The organism is Novilysobacter selenitireducens, assembly GCF_020026895.1.
GTDB lineage: Bacteria > Pseudomonadota > Gammaproteobacteria > Xanthomonadales > Xanthomonadaceae > Lysobacter_C > Lysobacter_C selenitireducens.
In genome coordinates, this window is the sequence record NZ_JAINZW010000001.1 from 547,271 (window position 1) to 564,665 (window position 17,395).

The 17,395-nt window shown below is 65.2% G+C and carries 16 protein-coding genes; 10 read left to right on the top strand and 6 right to left on the bottom strand.

All coding sequences use genetic code 11. The features are described from left to right. The first annotated feature begins 3 nt into the window (after nucleotides 1-3). The 5 genes from K6753_RS02450 (at nucleotide 4) to K6753_RS02470 (ending at nucleotide 4,834) form a co-directional block, all read left to right on the top strand. A complete protein-coding gene (locus K6753_RS02450; RefSeq protein WP_223674585.1) occupies nucleotides 4-1,281 on the top strand; it encodes a nucleotide sugar dehydrogenase in 1,278 nt (425 codons plus the stop codon). Nucleotides 1,282-1,301: 20 nt separating this feature from the next. Further along, nucleotides 1,302-1,814, top strand: a complete 513-nt coding sequence (locus tag K6753_RS02455) for a hypothetical protein (RefSeq protein ID WP_223674586.1) — start codon at nucleotides 1,302-1,304, stop codon at nucleotides 1,812-1,814. A 64-nt stretch (nucleotides 1,815-1,878) separates the two neighbouring features. Beyond that, entirely contained in the window at nucleotides 1,879-3,285 is a 1,407-nt protein-coding gene (locus tag K6753_RS02460; protein WP_223674587.1) for an asparagine synthase-related protein, read from the top strand. Between the two features lie 74 nt (nucleotides 3,286-3,359). Then, nucleotides 3,360-4,181, top strand: a complete 822-nt coding sequence (locus tag K6753_RS02465; protein WP_223674588.1) for a polysaccharide pyruvyl transferase family protein — start codon at nucleotides 3,360-3,362, stop codon at nucleotides 4,179-4,181. Beyond that, nucleotides 4,178-4,834 carry a hypothetical protein gene (locus tag K6753_RS02470; protein WP_223674589.1) on the top strand — a complete coding sequence of 219 codons (657 nt, stop codon included), beginning with the start codon at nucleotides 4,178-4,180 and terminating at the stop codon, nucleotides 4,832-4,834. Before K6753_RS02465 ends, K6753_RS02470 begins: the two co-directional genes overlap by 4 nt. A 27-nt stretch (nucleotides 4,835-4,861) precedes the next feature. On the opposite strand, the gene wecB is transcribed toward K6753_RS02470, so the two are convergent. The 3 genes from wecB to K6753_RS02485 all read right to left on the bottom strand — a co-directional run bounded on the left by wecB (nucleotide 4,862) and on the right by K6753_RS02485 (nucleotide 7,813). Then, on the bottom strand, nucleotides 4,862-5,989 hold the full coding sequence (wecB, locus tag K6753_RS02475; RefSeq protein WP_223674590.1) for a non-hydrolyzing UDP-N-acetylglucosamine 2-epimerase: 1,128 nt from the start codon (nucleotides 5,987-5,989) through the stop codon (nucleotides 4,862-4,864). Between the two features lie 38 nt (nucleotides 5,990-6,027). Continuing rightward, on the bottom strand, nucleotides 6,028-6,969 hold the full coding sequence (locus tag K6753_RS02480; RefSeq protein WP_223674591.1) for an electron transfer flavoprotein subunit alpha/FixB family protein: 942 nt from the start codon (nucleotides 6,967-6,969) through the stop codon (nucleotides 6,028-6,030). Nucleotides 6,970-7,066: 97 nt separating this feature from the next. Then, nucleotides 7,067-7,813, bottom strand: a complete 747-nt coding sequence (locus K6753_RS02485) for an electron transfer flavoprotein subunit beta/FixA family protein (protein WP_223674592.1) — start codon at nucleotides 7,811-7,813, stop codon at nucleotides 7,067-7,069. Between the two features lie 132 nt (nucleotides 7,814-7,945). Here K6753_RS02485 and K6753_RS02490 point away from each other — a divergent pair, with 132 nt between their 5' ends. The 4 genes from K6753_RS02490 to K6753_RS02505 all read left to right on the top strand — a co-directional run bounded on the left by K6753_RS02490 (nucleotide 7,946) and on the right by K6753_RS02505 (nucleotide 13,355). After that, entirely contained in the window at nucleotides 7,946-9,358 is a 1,413-nt protein-coding gene (locus K6753_RS02490; RefSeq protein WP_223674593.1) for a mannose-1-phosphate guanylyltransferase/mannose-6-phosphate isomerase, read from the top strand. Nucleotides 9,359-9,451: 93 nt separating this feature from the next. Then, the gene (locus tag K6753_RS02495; protein ID WP_223674594.1) at nucleotides 9,452-10,192 is read left to right on the top strand and encodes a CoA transferase subunit A; all 741 of its coding nucleotides are present in this window, start codon (nucleotides 9,452-9,454) and stop codon (nucleotides 10,190-10,192) included. Beyond that, nucleotides 10,192-10,818 (top strand): CoA transferase subunit B, encoded by a 627-nt coding sequence (locus tag K6753_RS02500; RefSeq protein WP_223674595.1) that lies wholly within the window; start codon nucleotides 10,192-10,194, stop codon nucleotides 10,816-10,818. The genes K6753_RS02495 and K6753_RS02500 overlap by 1 nt, the downstream gene beginning before the upstream one ends. Nucleotides 10,819-10,988: 170 nt before the next feature. After that, a complete protein-coding gene (locus K6753_RS02505) occupies nucleotides 10,989-13,355 on the top strand; it encodes a reprolysin-like metallopeptidase (protein ID WP_223674596.1) in 2,367 nt (788 codons plus the stop codon). A gap of 10 nt (nucleotides 13,356-13,365) precedes the next feature. Here the strand turns inward: K6753_RS02505 and K6753_RS02510 are convergent, their stop codons facing one another. Further along, a complete protein-coding gene (locus tag K6753_RS02510; RefSeq protein ID WP_223674597.1) occupies nucleotides 13,366-15,006 on the bottom strand; it encodes an electron transfer flavoprotein-ubiquinone oxidoreductase in 1,641 nt (546 codons plus the stop codon). 71 nt (nucleotides 15,007-15,077) lie between these two features. On the opposite strand from K6753_RS02510, the gene K6753_RS02515 reads away from it, so the two are divergent. After that, on the top strand, nucleotides 15,078-15,680 hold the full coding sequence (locus K6753_RS02515; RefSeq protein WP_223674598.1) for an alpha-ketoglutarate-dependent dioxygenase AlkB family protein: 603 nt from the start codon (nucleotides 15,078-15,080) through the stop codon (nucleotides 15,678-15,680). A 134-nt stretch (nucleotides 15,681-15,814) separates the two neighbouring features. On the opposite strand, the gene K6753_RS02520 is transcribed toward K6753_RS02515, so the two are convergent. Both K6753_RS02520 and K6753_RS02525 read right to left on the bottom strand, forming a co-directional pair. Next, nucleotides 15,815-16,471, bottom strand: coding sequence for an ABC-type transport auxiliary lipoprotein family protein (locus tag K6753_RS02520; protein ID WP_223674599.1), 657 nt, complete (start codon nucleotides 16,469-16,471; stop codon nucleotides 15,815-15,817). Next, nucleotides 16,468-17,394: an MlaD family protein gene (locus K6753_RS02525; protein ID WP_223674600.1), complete on the bottom strand. Its 927-nt coding sequence runs from the start codon at nucleotides 17,392-17,394 to the stop codon at nucleotides 16,468-16,470. The genes K6753_RS02520 and K6753_RS02525 overlap by 4 nt, the downstream gene beginning before the upstream one ends. Between the last annotated feature and the right edge of the window lies 1 nt (nucleotide 17,395).

The window sequence follows — 17,395 nt, forward strand, 5'->3', positions numbered from 1 at the left end:
TGCATGAAACTCGAGAAAGCTCGCTTGGCCATTGTCGGTCTAGGCTATGTAGGTCTGCCCTTGGCAGTCGCGTTTGGTCGTCGGATGCCGGTCGTCGGGTTCGACATCAACGAGGGCCGCATCGAAGAACTGCGCGCAGGGCACGACCGCACGCTTGAAGTGTCGAGCGAAGAGCTCAAGGAGGCCACCCAGCTTCGCTACACAGCGGAACTGGATGAACTCCGGGCCTGCAACGTATACGTCATCACGGTGCCCACACCGATCGATGCAGCTCGCCGGCCGGACTTCGATCCGCTGCTCAAGTCCAGCGCGGCCATCGGCGGCGTGCTGAAGAAGGGCGACATCGTTATCTACGAATCCACGGTCTATCCAGGCGTCACCGAGGAAGTCTGTGTGCCGGTGCTGGAGCGGGCCTCTGGATTGAAGTTCAACGAGGACTTCTTCTGTGGTTACAGCCCCGAACGGATCAACCCCGGCGACAAGGAGCGTACCGTCACCAAGATCACCAAGGTGACGTCCGGCTCTACGCCGGAGATTGCCGATTTCGTCGACGCGCTGTACCAGACCGTGATCACGGCTGGCACCCACAAGGCCAGCTCAATCCGGGTCGCCGAAGCCGCCAAGGTCATTGAGAACACCCAGCGCGACGTCAACATCGCGCTGATGAACGAGCTGGCGATGATCTTTCACCGCATCGGCATCGACACGCACGAGGTACTTGCCGCAGCGGGTACCAAGTGGAACTTCATGAAGTTCGTGCCGGGCCTGGTGGGCGGTCACTGCATCGGTGTGGACCCGTACTACCTGGCGCATAAGGCCACGATGCTTGGTTACAACCCTGAGCTGATCCTGGCTGCGCGCCGCATCAACGACGAAATGGGGCCGCACGTGGCCAACCGGGTGCTGCGCCTGATGGCCAAGGCCGGCCTCAACATCGTGGGTGGCCGCATACTGGTTCTGGGGCTGGCGTTCAAGGAAAACTGCCCCGACGTGCGCAACACCAAGGTGGTGGACGTACTGCGGGATCTGTCCGATACCAATGCGCAGCTCGATGTCTATGACCCGTGGGTAGATGCGGAAGAAGCCCTGCACGAGTACGGCGTGGCTTTGGCCGGCGCCCCAGAAGCCGGCCAGTACGACGCCGTGTTGCTGGCGGTTGCCCACCAGGAGTTCGTTGGGCCCGACGCCACCCTGGATATCTACTCGTTGCTCAAGCCCAACGGAATCGTGTTCGACGTAAAGGGTTGCCTGCCGGCCAACGACCGAACATTCCGTCTCTAATCCCTGCAATCGAGAAGACTATGAAACGCAACTCCCCCATGTTGGCTGCCGCGCTGGCGGTAGCGTTGACGGCATGCGGTTCGCAAGATGCCGACCGTGTTGACTCGTCCTCCTCTACTTCCACAGAGCCGACACAGGTTGCCGAGCCTGCGTCGCAGCCTGCGCCCGAATTCAACGCTGACGTGACTTTCGACGGTAACGGCATTGACCTCCCGTTCGAGGTGGTCCAGCGCTACGACCGGGTACGCCAGACCAGCAAGTCCAAACGCGACCAGAGGCAGGTCTACTTCGAAGCATTGGGCGGCGATGTTCCCGGCGTTGTGCAGCAGGTAGGCACCGCCATGCAGTCGGCGGGCTACAAGCAGGTCTGGGAGCGGCAGGAGTACGGCGGTACCCGGGTCAAGTTCACCAAGTCCGGCACGCAAGCCGTCACCGTGCTGGTCAGGGACGGTGTAGCCGGCCCGAAGCTGCGTGAAGAATTGGCTACCGCCTCGGTGTACTTCACCGTGATCGAACCTACGACCGCGTCCTAAGCGCAGATCGCATCGAGCTGGATGATTGCCCGCGCAAGCGGGCAATCCCGCTTCTGGAGAGTGCATGGTAACCATTGAGCCGTATCGCTTTGGCTTTCTCCTCACAGAGGCGGCCGTGCAGTCCGAGGCGGCCCCTGTCGGCTGGACGCAAGAAGATGCGCTGGGTTTGCGCCTGTGCGTCGACGCTGCCGCGGGCCTCCACCGGGTCGAGCAAGAGGGGCGTCGAGCAGTACTCGTCGGGGATGCGCACGTCTGTCACGGATCTCGTACGCTCGACGATTGCCTACTGGCGATCGCCGGCGGCGACGACCGGGCGCTGGACCTGCTCTCCGGGAGATTCGCGCTGCTGGTGCAAGGGAGTGACGGCAGGCGCTATCTCTACCACGATGCCTTCGGATCACGGTCGATCTACTACCGTATGGATGGCGCATTGGGCGTGGCTTCCCATCCAGCATTGCTGGCCAAGGCATTCGGCGACGCTTTGGACGCCGATACGGTGGCGTTTCGAGACAGCCCGGAATACAAGCAGCGCGGCACGAGCTACTTGCCCGGCGACCTTTCGATGTACCGGAACATCGTCGCGATGGTGCCGAACCACAGGCTGGATCTGGCCAGCAGCCGCAGTGAGCGCTATTGGCCCCGCGAGGCAGTGGCCACTACCGGCATGGAAGAGTTCCTGGCGACATGCGACGAGTACTTCGCTGCGCAGGCCGGGTATATCGATGGCCGATACCGTGCCGTCCTGGGCCTGACCGGCGGCGTCGACAGTCGCTCCCTCATTGCGGCACTGCGTGCGAATCGGGCGCCCTGTCGACTGGTTACATGGGCCGGTGGACGCCTGCCGCCTGAAGAGCGTCCTCCCGTTGAACGCATGATCAAGCACTTGGGCGAGCCGCATCAGTACCTGGAAGTGGGGCGCGCCACCCCCATGGGACGCGATCCCGAGGTGCGTGCAGCGACGGATGCCGCTACGGGGTACTCGAGAGGACCGTCGTCGCTCACCGCGAACATGGCCGCGGTCATGGAGCCGGGCGACGTTTTCCTGCGTGGGTATGGGGGTGAAATCCTCAGGGGGTTCTACAACCGCCACAACCTTGAGCTTCCCGAACGCACGGCCAGCGAGCTCACCCGAATCTACCTGACCCGCCGGGTGCAACGCCCGTCCAAGGCATTCAAGCGTTTCGCGGTGGAAAGCTTCGAGGAGTACATCGAGCGGACGCAGTTCGACTGCGACCTGCAAGGACTCGATGCACTGGATGTCTTCTATTGGGAGCAGCGCATGGGCGTCTGGGGTGCCACGATGCTCTGTGAAATGGACCCCGCAGTACGATCAATGGCGGGCTTCAACAGCCGGAAAATGTATGAGGTGGCATTCGGGCTGCCGCGTGATCAGCGGATTGGTTCCGAGCTGCTGCTTGAACTAACGCGCCGTTATGACCCAATCCTTGCAGGGTTGAATCCTGTGTCATAGCCAGACTGGGGGAGTAGCGTCAGGACCTGCCAGGATTTCGCCCCGGTTGTATCTTCCATCACTTCAGTCGATAGGTGTCTGGCCTCATGTTTAGAGTCCGAATTGCAGGCGATCATTCCGCGTATCACTGCGGGTCGGCGGCGGCTTTCAAATCGATCGCCGCGGCTTGTTCGCGTGCGGGAACGCTCGTCGCCGCCGATGAGGACTACGACGTACTGGTAGTGAATGGCGAAGGCTCCATGCATCATGATTCGGTCACCTGCCGTAAGAAACTTCGTGAGATCCGATCGGCCTTGGATGAGGGCAAACAGGTGCACCTCATCAACACTGTCTGGCAGTCCAATTCGGCTGAGTCCGCAGAGATCCTCAAGGAGTGCGCGACAGTAAGCGTCCGGGAGGTGTTGTCCCAGAGCGAGCTAAAAGCAGTGGGAGTCGCGAGCCAAGTGGCACTTGACCAATCGTTCTTCCTTCCGATTGATGAAGACGTGGTAGCGCAGGACTTTCATGGAGAGGCTGTCCTCACTGATTTCTACAGCAGGGATCTCTCCACCTTCGCCAAGGTAACTACGCAATGGACGTGGAGCGTTCCTTACGTACAGATGCACGAGTGGGCGTGGGCTTCCCTTGTAAATTCGCTTCGCAGCGCCAGCGTACTGCTCACCGGCCGGCACCATGCGGTGTACGCGGCGTGCCGTGCACGGACCCCGTTTTTAGCTCTCAAAGGAAATACGCACAAGATCGAAGGCCTGATAGCAACGTCCGGCATTGATATACCCGTTTACGACAACTATCCGGAGTTACTAAAGGCATATCGCTCCAAGCGGTGGCTGGATCATGACTACGGACGCCTATTTGACTGGATGAGCGAGCAGACTCCGTGGGAGCTGCGTCTATGAGTCCGAAGTTCCAATCCGTGCTGCCAGAGGTAGTCCGATTTTTGGAGGGTGCCCACTGCACCGTGCTTGGTTCGGCGCCCGGGCGCATGCTGCCGAAAGCTTACGAAGAAACTGCGGTCGTGTGCGCAAATGGTGCTGGATTGGGGTTGACGAGGAGCGCTGACCTGACCGTGCTAGGGGCAGGCGTGTGCAGGGGCTCTGACAAGACGAGCCGCCATACATTGCGGAACATGAACGGTCGGTGGAGTGAGCGGGTGCTATTCGTGCATCCCGGGACATTGGAGGACTACACCGAGCGCTTCAGAGACTTCGGATTTACTTGGGAAACGCATGATGTCATGACGGCAGAGCAGCGTGCCCGCTTTGTACTTGAGCTTACAGGCTACTCGTCGGGCGGACTCACAGGCCCATTCGCCATCTCAAACGGCGTACTCGCCCTGTTGCTGGCTGCGGCGGCGGGCGCTCGTCGAATCGATTCGGCTGGCTTCTCGTTCAGCACGGGGCACTACTACATTCCAGGGCAGACCACTCCACGCAACCATGCTCCCCATGATGCGCAAGCATTGTCATGGTTGGCGAAGAACGCGCCTGTCTTCAGTTCGGACGAGGAAATGAGGGCAAGATTCGGGTTTGCTGCACTACAGGCAGCGTAAGCATCAACGTCACATGCCTACAGAGACTCAGGTAGAAAGTTCTGCAACCAGCTTCGCGATGATCTCGCCGGACCTTCCCTCTCCGTAGGGGTTATGCCTGGCTGCCATGCGTGAATACGCAACGTCGTCGTCAAGGAGTTTGATGGCAGCGTCCACGATGGCGGTCTCTTCCGCGCCGACCAGCAGCACGGTCCCTGCCTCCACAGCCTCTGGGCGCTCGGTATTTTCTCTAAGTACCAGCACGGGCTTCCCGAGAGAGGGCGCTTCTTCCTGCACCCCACCGGAATCGGTCAGGATCAGGTCCGCCCGCCTCATCAGGTAGACAAAGGGCAGGTAGTCCTGGGGCTCGATCAAGTGGACGTTGTCATGACCAGAAAGTAGGCGGTGAACTGGCTCTTGAACTGAAGGGTTGAGATGGACCGGGTAGACCACCTGCACGTCATCGCGCGACGCGAGCGAAGCAATGGCTCGGCAAATTTGCGTGAAGCCCTCCCCGAAGTTCTCGCGCCTGTGACCCGTGACCAAGATAAGCCGCTTTTCAGAAGACAGGTACGGGAAGTTGGATGCGACGCTTTCTTCAACGCGCTGGTCACCACTAAGCAGGGTCACAGTTCGAAGCAGCGCATCAATGACCGTGTTACCGGTAACGTGGATCGACTCCGCTGGGATGCCTTCCACGATCAGATTGTTCTTGGCTTTCAGCGTCGGCGCGAAGTGGACAGAGCTGAGCCGAGAGATCAGCCGGCGATTCATCTCCTCAGGCCAAGGAGACATCATGTCGCCAGACCGCAGCCCTGCTTCCACGTGGCCAATGGGTACCCGTGCATAGAAACCTGCAAGTGCAGACGCCAGCGCAGTTGTGGTGTCGCCGTGCACGAGCATCAGATCCGGCTCAAGGCGTCCGATGATCGGTGCCATTCCCTGCAGGATTCGGGAAGTGAGATCTGGAAGAGACTGCGCGTGGCGCATGACATCCAAATCGGCGTCAGGACGCAATTCAAAAAGCTCGAGAACCTGATCGAGCATTTGTCGGTGCTGCGCAGTAACCACGACCTGTACGCGGACGCTAGTAAGCTGACGCAGCGCATGAACGATTGGCGCCATCTTGATGGCCTCGGGCCGTGTCCCGAAGACCACCATCACATTCTTTCCCATGTCGGCTCTGGACTCTGGGTTCGCTCGATCAGCTCGGCTCAACCCAATGCCGCTTCCAACTCCGGCAATACCTTGAACAGGTCGCCCACCAGGCCGATGTCGGCGATCTCGAAGATGGCCGAGTCCGCGTCCTTGTTGATCGCCACGATGGTGCCGGCGTCTTTGATGCCCGTCAGGTGCTGGATCGCGCCGGAGATGCCGACGGCGATGTAGAGCTCCGGGGCGATGATCTTTCCGGTCTGGCCGACCTGCATCTCGTTCGGCACGTAGCCCGCATCAACCGCGGCGCGCGAGGCGCCCACGGCGGCGCCGATCTTGTCGGCGAAGTCGTAGATGATCTTGAAGTTCTCCGCCGAGCCGACGCCGCGGCCGCCCGACACCACGCGCTTGGCGCTTTGCAGGTCGGGACGGTCGGACTCGCCGGCGGCCAGGCCGACAAAGCGGGTGTGCGTCGGCAGTTCGGCATCGACCGAGGCGTTCTCGACCGGGGCGCTGCCGCCGTGGCCGGCTTCTGACCACGACGCGGTGCGCACGGTGGCGACCACGGTGTGGTCGGCCGGTGCCTCGACGGTCACGATGGCGTTGCCAGCGTAGATCGGGCGCTTGAAGGTGTGGCTGCCCTCGACGGCCATCACGTCCGACACCTGCGCCACGCCCAGCAGCGCGGCGACGCAGGGCATCAGGTCCTTGCCGAAGGTCGTGGAGGGGCCGAACACGTGGCTGTAGCCGTCGGCCAGCTTGGCCACCTGCGGCGCCAGCACCTGGGCGATGGCGTGCTCGTTGGCGGGGTTGGCCACGGCGATCACGCGGGCCACGCCGTCGAGCTTCGCGGCCTGCGCGGCGACGTCGGCCGGGTCGGCGGCCAGCACGACCACGTCGATGGCCTCCGGCGTCAGCGCTTGGGCGGCGGTCACGCACTTGGCGGTGGAGCCGTTGAGCTGGCCGTTGAGGTGCTCGGCGATGATGAGGACTTTGGACATGGCGGGTGGTTCCTGTTCCGTCATTCCCGCTGCCGCGGGAATCGAATGGCGGTGGGTAAGGGCTGCTACGCGCGCATCGTTGGACGATGCGCCGGCGTCAGAGCAGTCCCTTCTGCTTGAGCGCGGCCACCAGTTCGGCGGCGTCCTTCACCATCACGCCCTTGCCACGCTTGGGCGGGGCTGCGTGCGAGAGCGTCTTGAGCGTGTCGCCCACGTCCACGCCCAGCTCATCAAAGGCGATGGTCTCGAGCGGCTTGCTCTTGGCCTTCATGATGTCGGGCAGCTTGATGAAGCGCGGCTCGTTCAGGCGAAGGTCGGTGGTGACCACGGCCGGCAGGTCGACCTCGAGTGTCTCCAGCCCGGCGTCGACCTCGCGGGTCACGGTCGCCTTGCCGTCGGCCACTTCGACCTTGGACGCGAACGTCGCCTGTGGGCGGCCCCAAAGGGTGGCCAGCATCTGGCCGGTCTGGTTGGCGTCGTCGTCGATGGCCTGCTTGCCCAGGATCACCAGGTCCGGCTGCTCCTTCTCGATCAGCTTGAGGAAGGTGCGGGCCGCGGTCAGCGACTGGATCGGCTTGTCGGCGACCACGTGGACGGCGCGGTTGGCGCCCATGGCCAAGCCGTTTCGCAGGTGCGCCTGGGCGTCGGCCGGCGCGATGGTGGCGACCACGACCTCGGTGGCGATGCCCTTGTCGCGCAGCCGCAGCGCCTCTTCCAGCGCGATCTCGTCGAACGGGTTGGCCGACAGCTTGACGCCGTCGGTGACCACGCCGGAGCCGTCCGGCTTGACCTGGATGCGGACGTTGTAGTCCACCACGCGCTTGTAGCCGACGAGGATCTTCATCGTGCGGGGGTTCCTTGAGTAATGCGGGAGCCCGGCCCGGGGCCGGCGGCCGGCCATTCTAGCCGAGCGGGCCTTCCGGCGCAGTCGTCGCGCGGCCCTCGGCTATGCTGTCGGCCCCCACGGAGGTGCCCCATGCTGCATCCGGTCGTACTCAGTGGCGGCAGCGGAACCCGCCTGTGGCCGCTGTCGCGCAAGAACCAGCCCAAGCAGTTCCTCGCGCTGGTTGGCGAGCGTTCGCTCTACCAGGAAACCGTGTTGCGGGCGGCGGCGCTGCCCGATGCGCAGGCGCCGATCACGGTGTGCAGCGACGACCACCGGTTCATGGTCGGCGAGCAACTGCAGGCGATCAGTGTGGACAGTGGCGGCATCCTGCTCGAACCCGCCCCGCGCAACACGGCGCCGGCGATCGCGCTGGCGGCGCTGCACGCTGTCGCACGGGACGCGGACGCGACCCTGCTGGTGATGCCGGCCGACCACCTGATCGAGGACGAGGCCGCGTTCCGCGACGCGGTCGCCAAGGCGAAGGTGTTGGCGCACGAGGGATGGCTGGTGGCATTCGGCATCGAGCCGGACTATCCGGAGACCGGCTACGGCTATATCCGCCGCGGCGCAGCGCTGGGTGAGGCCGGTTACCGCATCGACCGCTTCGTCGAGAAGCCCGATCTGGCCACGGCCGAAGGCTATCTGGCCGAAGGCGGCTACGCCTGGAACTCGGGCATGTTCCTGTTTTCCGCGGCCCGCTACCTGGAGGAACTCGGCCGCCACGCGCCCGGCATCCTTGCCGCGGCCCGCGAGGCCTATGCACGCGCATCCTCCGACCTCGACTTCACCCGTGTCGACGAGGCCGCCTTCAAGGCCAGCCCGAGCGACTCCATCGATTACGCGGTCATGGAGAAGACCGACCGCGCCGCCGTGGTGCCGGTGAGCTGCGGCTGGAGCGACATCGGGTCGTGGTCGTCGCTGTGGTCGGTGGCCGAGCGCGATGCCAACGGCAATCGCCACGAGGGCGACGTGATCTCGGTCGACACCAAGGACAGCCTTGTACGGGCGAGTGAGCGCCGCCTGGTCGCGACCATCGGTGTCGAGGATCTTGTCATCGTCGACACGCCCGATGCCACGCTGGTGGCACGCAAGGACCGGGTGCAGGACGTCAAGGCCGTGGTCGATGCCCTGAATGCCGCGGGCCGCACCGAGCACCTGTCGCACCGCAAGGTGTACCGGCCGTGGGGCAGCTACGACTCCATCGGCGTGGGGCCGCGCTTCCAGGTCAAGCGCATCGTGGTCAAGCCCGGCGCCGCGCTCAGCCTGCAGAAGCACGCGCACCGCGCCGAGCACTGGATCGTCGTGTCAGGCGTCGCGGAAGTCACCTGCGACGACCGCGTCTTCGACGTGCACGAGAACCAGAGCACCTATATCCCGCTGGGCGCGGTCCACCGCCTGCGCAACCGCGGCACCGAGCCGGTCGAGCTGATCGAGGTGCAGTCGGGCAGTTACCTGGGCGAAGACGACATCGTCCGGCTCGAGGACGTGTACGGGCGGTCCTGACGGCCGGCCGCACCGGCATCGGCCGAACGTACGGTTCGGTCGGGTCCACCACTGGCGGTAGACTTGCCACCCATCCCGCAATGGAGTTGTCCGATGGCCCAGGCCACCGCCGCGCCGGCTTCGCGCGATCCCCGCAACAAGGTCTACCCGAGCGCCGCCGCGGCGCTGGACGGGCTGGTGGCCGACAACCAGACGCTGGCCGTCGGCGGCTTCGGTCTGTGCGGCATCCCCGAGGCGCTGATCGCTGCGTTGCGCGATTCCGGCGCCAAGGGCCTGACCGCGATCTCCAACAACGCCGGCGTGGACGGCTTCGGCCTCGGCCTGCTGCTGGAAACCCGGCAGATCCGCAAGATGATTTCGTCCTACGTGGGCGAGAACAAGGAGTTCGAGCGGCAGTTCCTGGCCGGTGAGCTGGAGCTCGAGTTCAACCCGCAGGGCACGCTGGCCGAGCGCCTTCGCGCCGGCGGCGCGGGCATCCCGGCGTTTTTCACCGCCACCGGCTACGGCACGGTGGTGGCCGAGGGCAAGGAAACGCGCGAGTTCGACGGCAAGCACTACGTGCTGGAGACGGCGCTGACTGCCGACGTGTCACTGGTCAAGGCGTGGAAGGCCGACAGGGCCGGCAACCTGGTGTTCCGCAAGACCGCGCGCAACTTCAACCCGGCCTGCGCGATGGCCGGCAAGGTGTGCGTGGCGGAAGTCGAGGAAGTGGTGGAGGTCGGCGATATCGATCCCGACCACGTGCACCTGCCCGGCATCTACGTCGACCGCATCGTGCACAACCCGACCCCCGAGAAGCGCATCGAGCAGCGCACCGTGCGAGGAGCGAAGTAATGGCCTGGACCCGTGACGAGATGGCGCAACGCGCCGCGCGCGAGCTGACCGACGGCGCCTACGTGAACCTCGGCATCGGCCTGCCGACGCTGGTGGCCAACCACATCCCCGACGGCGTGGACGTCTGGCTGCAGAGTGAGAACGGCCTGCTCGGCATCGGCCCGTTCCCGACCGAGGACGAGGTCGACGCCGACCTGATCAACGCCGGCAAGCAGACGGTGACCGCGCGCAAGGGCGCCAGCTACTTCGGCAGCCATGACTCGTTCGCGATGATCCGCGGCGGCCACATCGACCTGGCGATCCTTGGCGCGATGCAGGTGACCGACCAGGGCGACCTCGCCAACTGGATGGTGCCGGGCAAGATGGTCAAGGGCATGGGCGGCGCGATGGACCTGGTGGCCGGCGTCAAGCGCGTGGTCGTGCTGATGGAGCACACCGCGAAGGACGGCAGCCACAAGATCCTGCCCGAATGCACGCTGCCGCTGACCGGCGTGGGCGTGGTGGACCGGATCATCACCGACCTGGCGGTATTCGACGTCACGGACAACGGGCTGGTGCTGGTCGAGACGGCGCCCGGCGTTGATGCGGACGAACTCAAGGCGAAGACGGGCTGCCCGTTCAGCTGACTCGTTCAGTTTGTTCTGAACCAGCAGCAACCTGAACGGGTGAATATCTCCGGTTCGGGACGGCGTACTTGGTGTCGTTGTGTGAAGGCCGCGTAGACTCCGGGCTCGAGGGTCAGGGGATGGCCCTCGGCCGGCATCGCCGGCACTCGCTTTCACCATAGGGTTTGCCGATGAACACCAGATTTGCATGGGTGCTGGCAGCGGCCGTTCTGGCCGGCTGCTCGAATGACTGGTCTGCCGGCCTGGGACTGGCTGATGACGGCCAACAGCAGGCTGCGGCCACCGCGCCGGACGCGGCATCCATTTCACCAGTCAACGGCGTGCGGCCCATCGGGTTTGCCAGCGCGCCTGATCGCGGCGACCTGCTGCAATACCCCGCCGAGCCGGTGGTCCGACGCACCGGCGCCTACACCTGGCACGCCACACGCCTGAGCGAAGAACACGCGATGGCCGCCGTGGTGAGCGGCCGGATGCGCATCACTGCGCCCGACGGCACGCCGATCGCGCTGGACTACGCGCGCCACGTCGAGCACCCGGACGGCAACTGGAGCTGGGTCGGTCGCAACCCGGATGCCCCGGGCCAGGATGCCGTGATCACCTTCGGACCCGAGGCCGTGTTCGGCTCCGTGCCGCAGGGCAACGACCTGCCACCCCTGCGCTTGACGATGGCCGACGGCGCGGGCTGGGTGGTTTCGGCTGATCCGCGCCAGCTGGCGGATATCCGCAACAGCGCAACCCACCCCGACGGCCCCGACTATCTCGTGCCGCCCAAGCTGACCTCCGCATCCGGGGCGTCGTCCGGCATGGCGATGGCCGGCGCGCAGCCCCAGGCGGTCACTGCGAGTGCGGCCACCACGGTCGACGTGCTGGTGGGCTACACCAACGGCTTCGCGTCAGCACGCGGCGGCACCTCCGCCGCCGCGACCCGCGTCCACAACCTCGTGGACATCACCAACCAGGCCTATGCCAACAGCCAGGTGGACGCCCGGTTGCGCCTCGTCCACTCCATGCAGGTCACCTACGCGGATGCGACGGACAACGGGACCGCGCTTGAGGAGCTGACGGGTTTCAAGGCCCCCTCGACCCAAACCACGCCGGCGCCCGCCTTCACTGCGCTACGCGCCGCTCGGGATCAATACGGTGCGGACCTCGTCGTACTTGTCCGTCAGTTCAAGGACCCTGAGAACGATGGCTGTGGCATCGCGTGGCTGATCGGGGGAGGCCAGTCGGGCATCAGCCAGAGCGACGAGTTTTTCGGCTACTCGGTGGTCAGCGACGGTCAGGATCAGGGTGCCGACGGCAAGACGTACTTCTGCCGTGAGGAAACGTTCGCACATGAAGTCGGTCACAACATGGGTTCGCAGCACGACGAGGAGACCGCCGGCGATAGCTATGGCGCGTATGACTACTCGTTTGGATACAAGACCAGTGAGGCGGCAGGCGATTTCTACACCGTCATGGCCTACGGTGACACCGGTCAAACGGCATATCGCGTGTTCTCAAACCCTTCAGTGTCTCTGTGCGGCGGGCGCGCTTGTGGAGTGGCCAACCAGGCCGACAACGCCCGGTCGCTGAGGCAAGCGACACCAGTGATCGCGCAGTTCCGGCAGTCGGTGGCCGAAGACACAACCGCCTTCGTCAAGCACGATATGGATGGCGACGGCAAGTCCGACATTCTCTGGCGATACGGCGGCGACATCGTCGGAAATTTCCGGATATGGACGATGGGCGGCAGCGATCGCTCGGACGTCTGGCAAACAACCCTGTCTTCAGGCTATCGCGTGGTGGCCACAGGGGACTTCAACGGGGACGGCATTGGCGACGTCGTTTGGCGTCATCCGGAGGTGGCCGATCTCAGGCTGTGGCTCGGAAAAGGTGATGGGCGATTTGATGGCTACTGGGTGCCGTCTTACAACGGGAATTGGGACGTCGTGGGTGCCGGCGACATCGATGGGGACGGCAAGTCCGACCTTCTGTGGCGCTACAAGGGCGATATCACCGGCAACTTCCGCTACTGGATCATGGATGGCGCGCGTCGCGACCGAGTGGGGTCTACGACACTGAGTTCTACATACGCGGTGGCCGCGACCGGCGACTTCAATGGTGATGGGCTGCTGGACATCCTGTGGCGCGCGCCGGGTGCTGGCAGGGTCAGGATGTGGTTGGGTAATGGCCTCGGCTTCGCCGGTCATTGGGTGGAGAGCTATAACCAGAACTGGACGGTAGAGGGCGCCGGTGACATCAATGGCGACGGCAAGGACGACATCCTCTGGCGTTACAAAGGCGATATCGATAAGAATTTCAGATATTGGCTGATGGACGGTGCTCAGCGCCTCGATGTAGGCGGCACGACACTGTCCTCGCCCTACGAGATCGTGTCGACGGGCGACTACAACGGTGACGGCAAGCTCGACATCCTGTGGCGCGTCGACGGAGCGAGTCGGCTCCGTATATGGATCGGTAACGGCCGGACCTTCGGAGGCGCATGGATCACGAGCTACAACTTCAATTGGCAGGTCTTGGACCCGGATCTGTAATAGACAGGGCTTACAGGTTCCGGTAATTCGGCCCCGACCCGCCCTCCGGCGTCACCCAGTCGATGATTTCGTACGGGTCCTTGATGTCGCAGGTCTTGCAGTGGACGCAGTTGGCGGCGTTGATCTGCAGGCGCTTGCCGGTGCCGGTGCCGGCGGGGCCATCGGGGTCGTCGACGATCTCGTAGACGGCCGCGGGGCAGAAGCGGGTGCAGGGATTGCCGTACTCCTGCGTGCAGCGGGTGACGCAGATGCTGGGGTCGAGCACGCGAAGGTGGACCGGCTGGTCCTCGTCGTGCTCGGTGGCGGCGAAGTAGACGCCGGCCAGTCGATCGCGCGGGGGCAGCTCGCGCTCGCCCCAGCCCCGGTCGGGTGAGTCGTACTCCTCCAGCTTCTCCAGCGACGACCAGTCCGGCGAATTCTTCAGCGTCCACGGCGAGCGGCCGCCGGTGACGGTTTCCCATGCGGCGTTGAGCAATCCGAACCACAGCCCGCGCTTGAAGCCGGGCTTGATGTTGCGGACCTTGCGTAGCTCGGCCATCGCGTCGGAATCGCGCAGCTTGGCGTCAAAACCATCGGGCGAGAGTGCGCCAGCGGCGAGGTGCTCGGCCGCCAGCATGCCGCTGCGGATCGCCTGGTGGGTGCCCTTGACCTTGGGCACGTTGAGCAGGCCGGCGGTGTCGCCGATCAGCAGCGCGCCCGGCATTTCGACCTTCGGCAATGACTGCCAGCCGCCGGTGACGATGGCGCGCGCGCCGGCGGATTCGATCGTGCCGCCGTCCAGCAGCGGCTTGACCATCGGGTGGTTCTTCCACTGCTGGAAGGCCTCCCACGGCCGGTAGTTCGGGTCCTTGTAGTCCAGGCCGCTGACGAAGCCCAGCGCGATGCGGTTGTTGTCCAGGTGGTACAGGAAGCTGCCGCCGTAGGTCGCGGTGTCGGCCGGCCAACCGAAGCTGTGCACGATCTTGCCGGGCGATGTGCGCCCTTCCGGCACCTGCCAGAGTTCCTTGATGCCGATCGAATACCCCTGAGGGTCGCTATCGGCATCGAGTTTGAATTTCTTCACCAGCCGCTTGGTCAGGTGGCCGCGTGCGCCTTCGGCGAGCACGGTGACCTTGGCGCGGATATCGATGCCGGCGGTGTAGCCCGGCTTGTGCGAGCCGTCGCGCGCCACGCCCATGTCGCCGATACGCACGCCGACCACCGCACCAGCGTCGTCATGCAAGGTTTCGGCGGCCGCGAAGCCGGGGTAGATCTCCACGCCCAGCGCCTCGGCCTGCGGCGCCAGCCACGCGCACATCGCGCCCAGGCTGACGATCACATTGCCGTCGTTGTGCATGCCGGGCGGCACCGGCAGCTTGCGGCCACCGTCCTTGCTCAGCAGCCAGAACTCGTCTTCGGTCGCGGGCACGCAGATCGGCGGCGGGTTGTCGCGCCAGTTCGGCAGCAACGCGTCGAGCGGGCCGGTTTCGATCACCGCGCCGGACAGGATGTGCGCGCCGATGGTGGATGACTTCTCGATCACGCAGACCGAGATCTCCGGGTTGAGCTGCTTGAGGCGGATGGCGAACGAGAGCCCGGCCGGGCCGGCGCCGACGGTGACGACGTCGTACTCCATGACGTCGCGTTCGGTGTCGGGGGTCGTCTCGCTCATGCTGGCTGCTCCGTGTCGCGGCTCGCGGGAAGGGCCGGGATTGTCGCAAATCCACCGTGCTAGCGTGGTGCATGGCCCTTGAAACGATCCCGCTGCCGGACGCCGCGGTCGCCCTTGACGCTCAGTGGCTGGCCTCTGGCGAGGCCGATGCGCTGCTGCGCGAGTTGATCGATGCGGTCCCGTGGGCCAACCACCGCGTCCGCCTGTTCGGGCGCGAGCACGACGCGCCACGCTTGAGCTGCTGGATCGGCGACCCGGGCGCGCAGTACCGCTACTCGGGCACGCGCCACGCACCCCATCCGTGGCCGCCGATGCTGGTGCCCGTGCGCGACCGGCTCGCACGCGAGCTTGGTGTCCCGTTCAACAGCGTGCTGGCCAACCGTTACCGCGATGGGCGCGACTGCATGGGCTGGCATCGCGACGACGAGCGCGACCTCGGACCGGCACCCGTGATCGCGTCGGTCAGCCTGGGGGCGACGCGGCGGTTCGTGCTGAAGCACGTCGACCGCCCCGCCACCAAGGCCACGTTGGAACTGGTATCGGGCAGCCTGCTGGTGATGGGCGAAGGCTCCCAGCAGCATTACCGCCACGCGCTGCCGCGCACCGCGCGTCCGGTCGGCGAGCGCATCAACCTCACGTTCCGGCTTGTTAAGGGGCTAGGGACTGGAGGCTAGGGCCTAGCGGGCACGGTTACTCGAACTTGGCGATGCACTGAAGCCACCAGGACGACCCGCAAATCTTCGGGGCAATGAGGCAGGCTTTCGCCAGCCCCTGGCCCCTGGCCCCTAGCCCCCTGGCCCCAGCCGCTCTAGTGCGCCCCGGCCTCGTGCTGCTGTCCGGTGGTCAGGATCCACCCCGCCATGTCGCCGCCCAGCGTGGACAGCCCCCGGTCGAATGCGGCCACGACGTCGGGGATTGCCGTGCTCGATGCGGGCTCGGCCTCCAGGAACGTCCGCGCTGCGACCACCTTCTGGTCCTGCGCGTGCAGCAGCTTGGCGTTGACTTCGATCGTCGCGGCCGGCAGTCCACCGGGCTGCGGGTAATCGGCTTCGAAGCGGCGCAGGTCCAGCACCAGTTTGTAGTCGGCACTGATGCCGCTGCCCTGGCGGGCCACGGCCGGGATCTTGCCGGAGTCTTCCAGTGCGCGAAGCAGCGTGTCCTGCAGCATGTCGGTCGGGCGCTTGGCCCAGTTCGCGCCCTTGTAGACCTGCAGTTCCGCGGGGCTGGGGCGCACGGCAATGCGCAGGCTGTCGATCATCCGCGCCGCCTCCGGGCTGGTGAGCGACAGCTGCCAATCCACCGTCGGCCACGACGGGTCGGCCTGCACGCGCGGGTCGGGCGAATAGATGGTGATCCGGTCGCGCTTGCCGCCGCCGAGCAGGCCGCAGGCGGTCAGCACCGTCAGGAGTGCGAAGGCGGCGAGGGCGCGCACAGGCGCACGAAAGGAAGGGGGCAGGGCGCTCATTCGGGTTCGAACTCCTTGGGCGCGTCGCGGCCGAGCAGGTAGCCGGCGGGGTTGTTGTCGAGGCGGTCGCTGATGCGGCGCAGGTCGCGGACCAGCCCGCGCAGCTCGCCCAGCGTCGGGCCGAGCTGGGCCAGGCCATCGTTGGCGAAGCTGCTGATGGCGGCGCGGTTCTCGTTGAGGATGCCGTTGGCGCTGAGCGCGGTGCGGTCGAGGTTGGCCAAGGTGTTGTCGAGCTTGGAAACCAGCGCGGGCAGCTTGTCGACCAGCTCGCGGTCGATGTCCTGCACCGCCTGGTTGGTGGTGGCCAGGGTGGCGTTGAGCTGTTCGCTGGCCTGGCGCGCGTTGACGATCATCGCGCGCAGTTCCTCGCGCTGCTCGGCCACGGTGCCGGTCATCGTCTCGATGTTCTCCAGCGTGTTGGCGACGCGCTCGACGTTCTCCTCGCTCAGCACCTGGTCGAGCCGGGCGACCAGGCGGTTGGCGGTGTCGGCGATGTTCTGCAGCGCGGACGGCTCGGTCAGGATCACCGGGATGTCCCGGTCGTCGACGTCGGCGAGCGCCGGGCTGCCGGGCGTGCCGCCGGTGAGCTGGATGATCGGGCTGCCGGTGATGCCGGTCATCGACATCTTGGCGCGCGTATCGGCCTTGACCGGCGCGTCGGCCTGCAGGCGCAGACGTGCGATCACCTGGCGCGGGTCGTCCGGCGCCAGGCTCAGCGCATCGACCGTGCCGACAGAGATGCCGTTGTACTGGACGTTGCTGCCCTCCGACAGGCCGGTGACCGGTTCGTTGAAGATCACGTCGTATTCCCGCCAGCTCTTCTCGGACGAGTACTTGGCCGCCCACAGCGCGAACAGCAGCAGGAACAGCGACACGATGATCGTGAAAGCGCCGATCAGCACGTAGTTGGCGCGTGTTTCCATC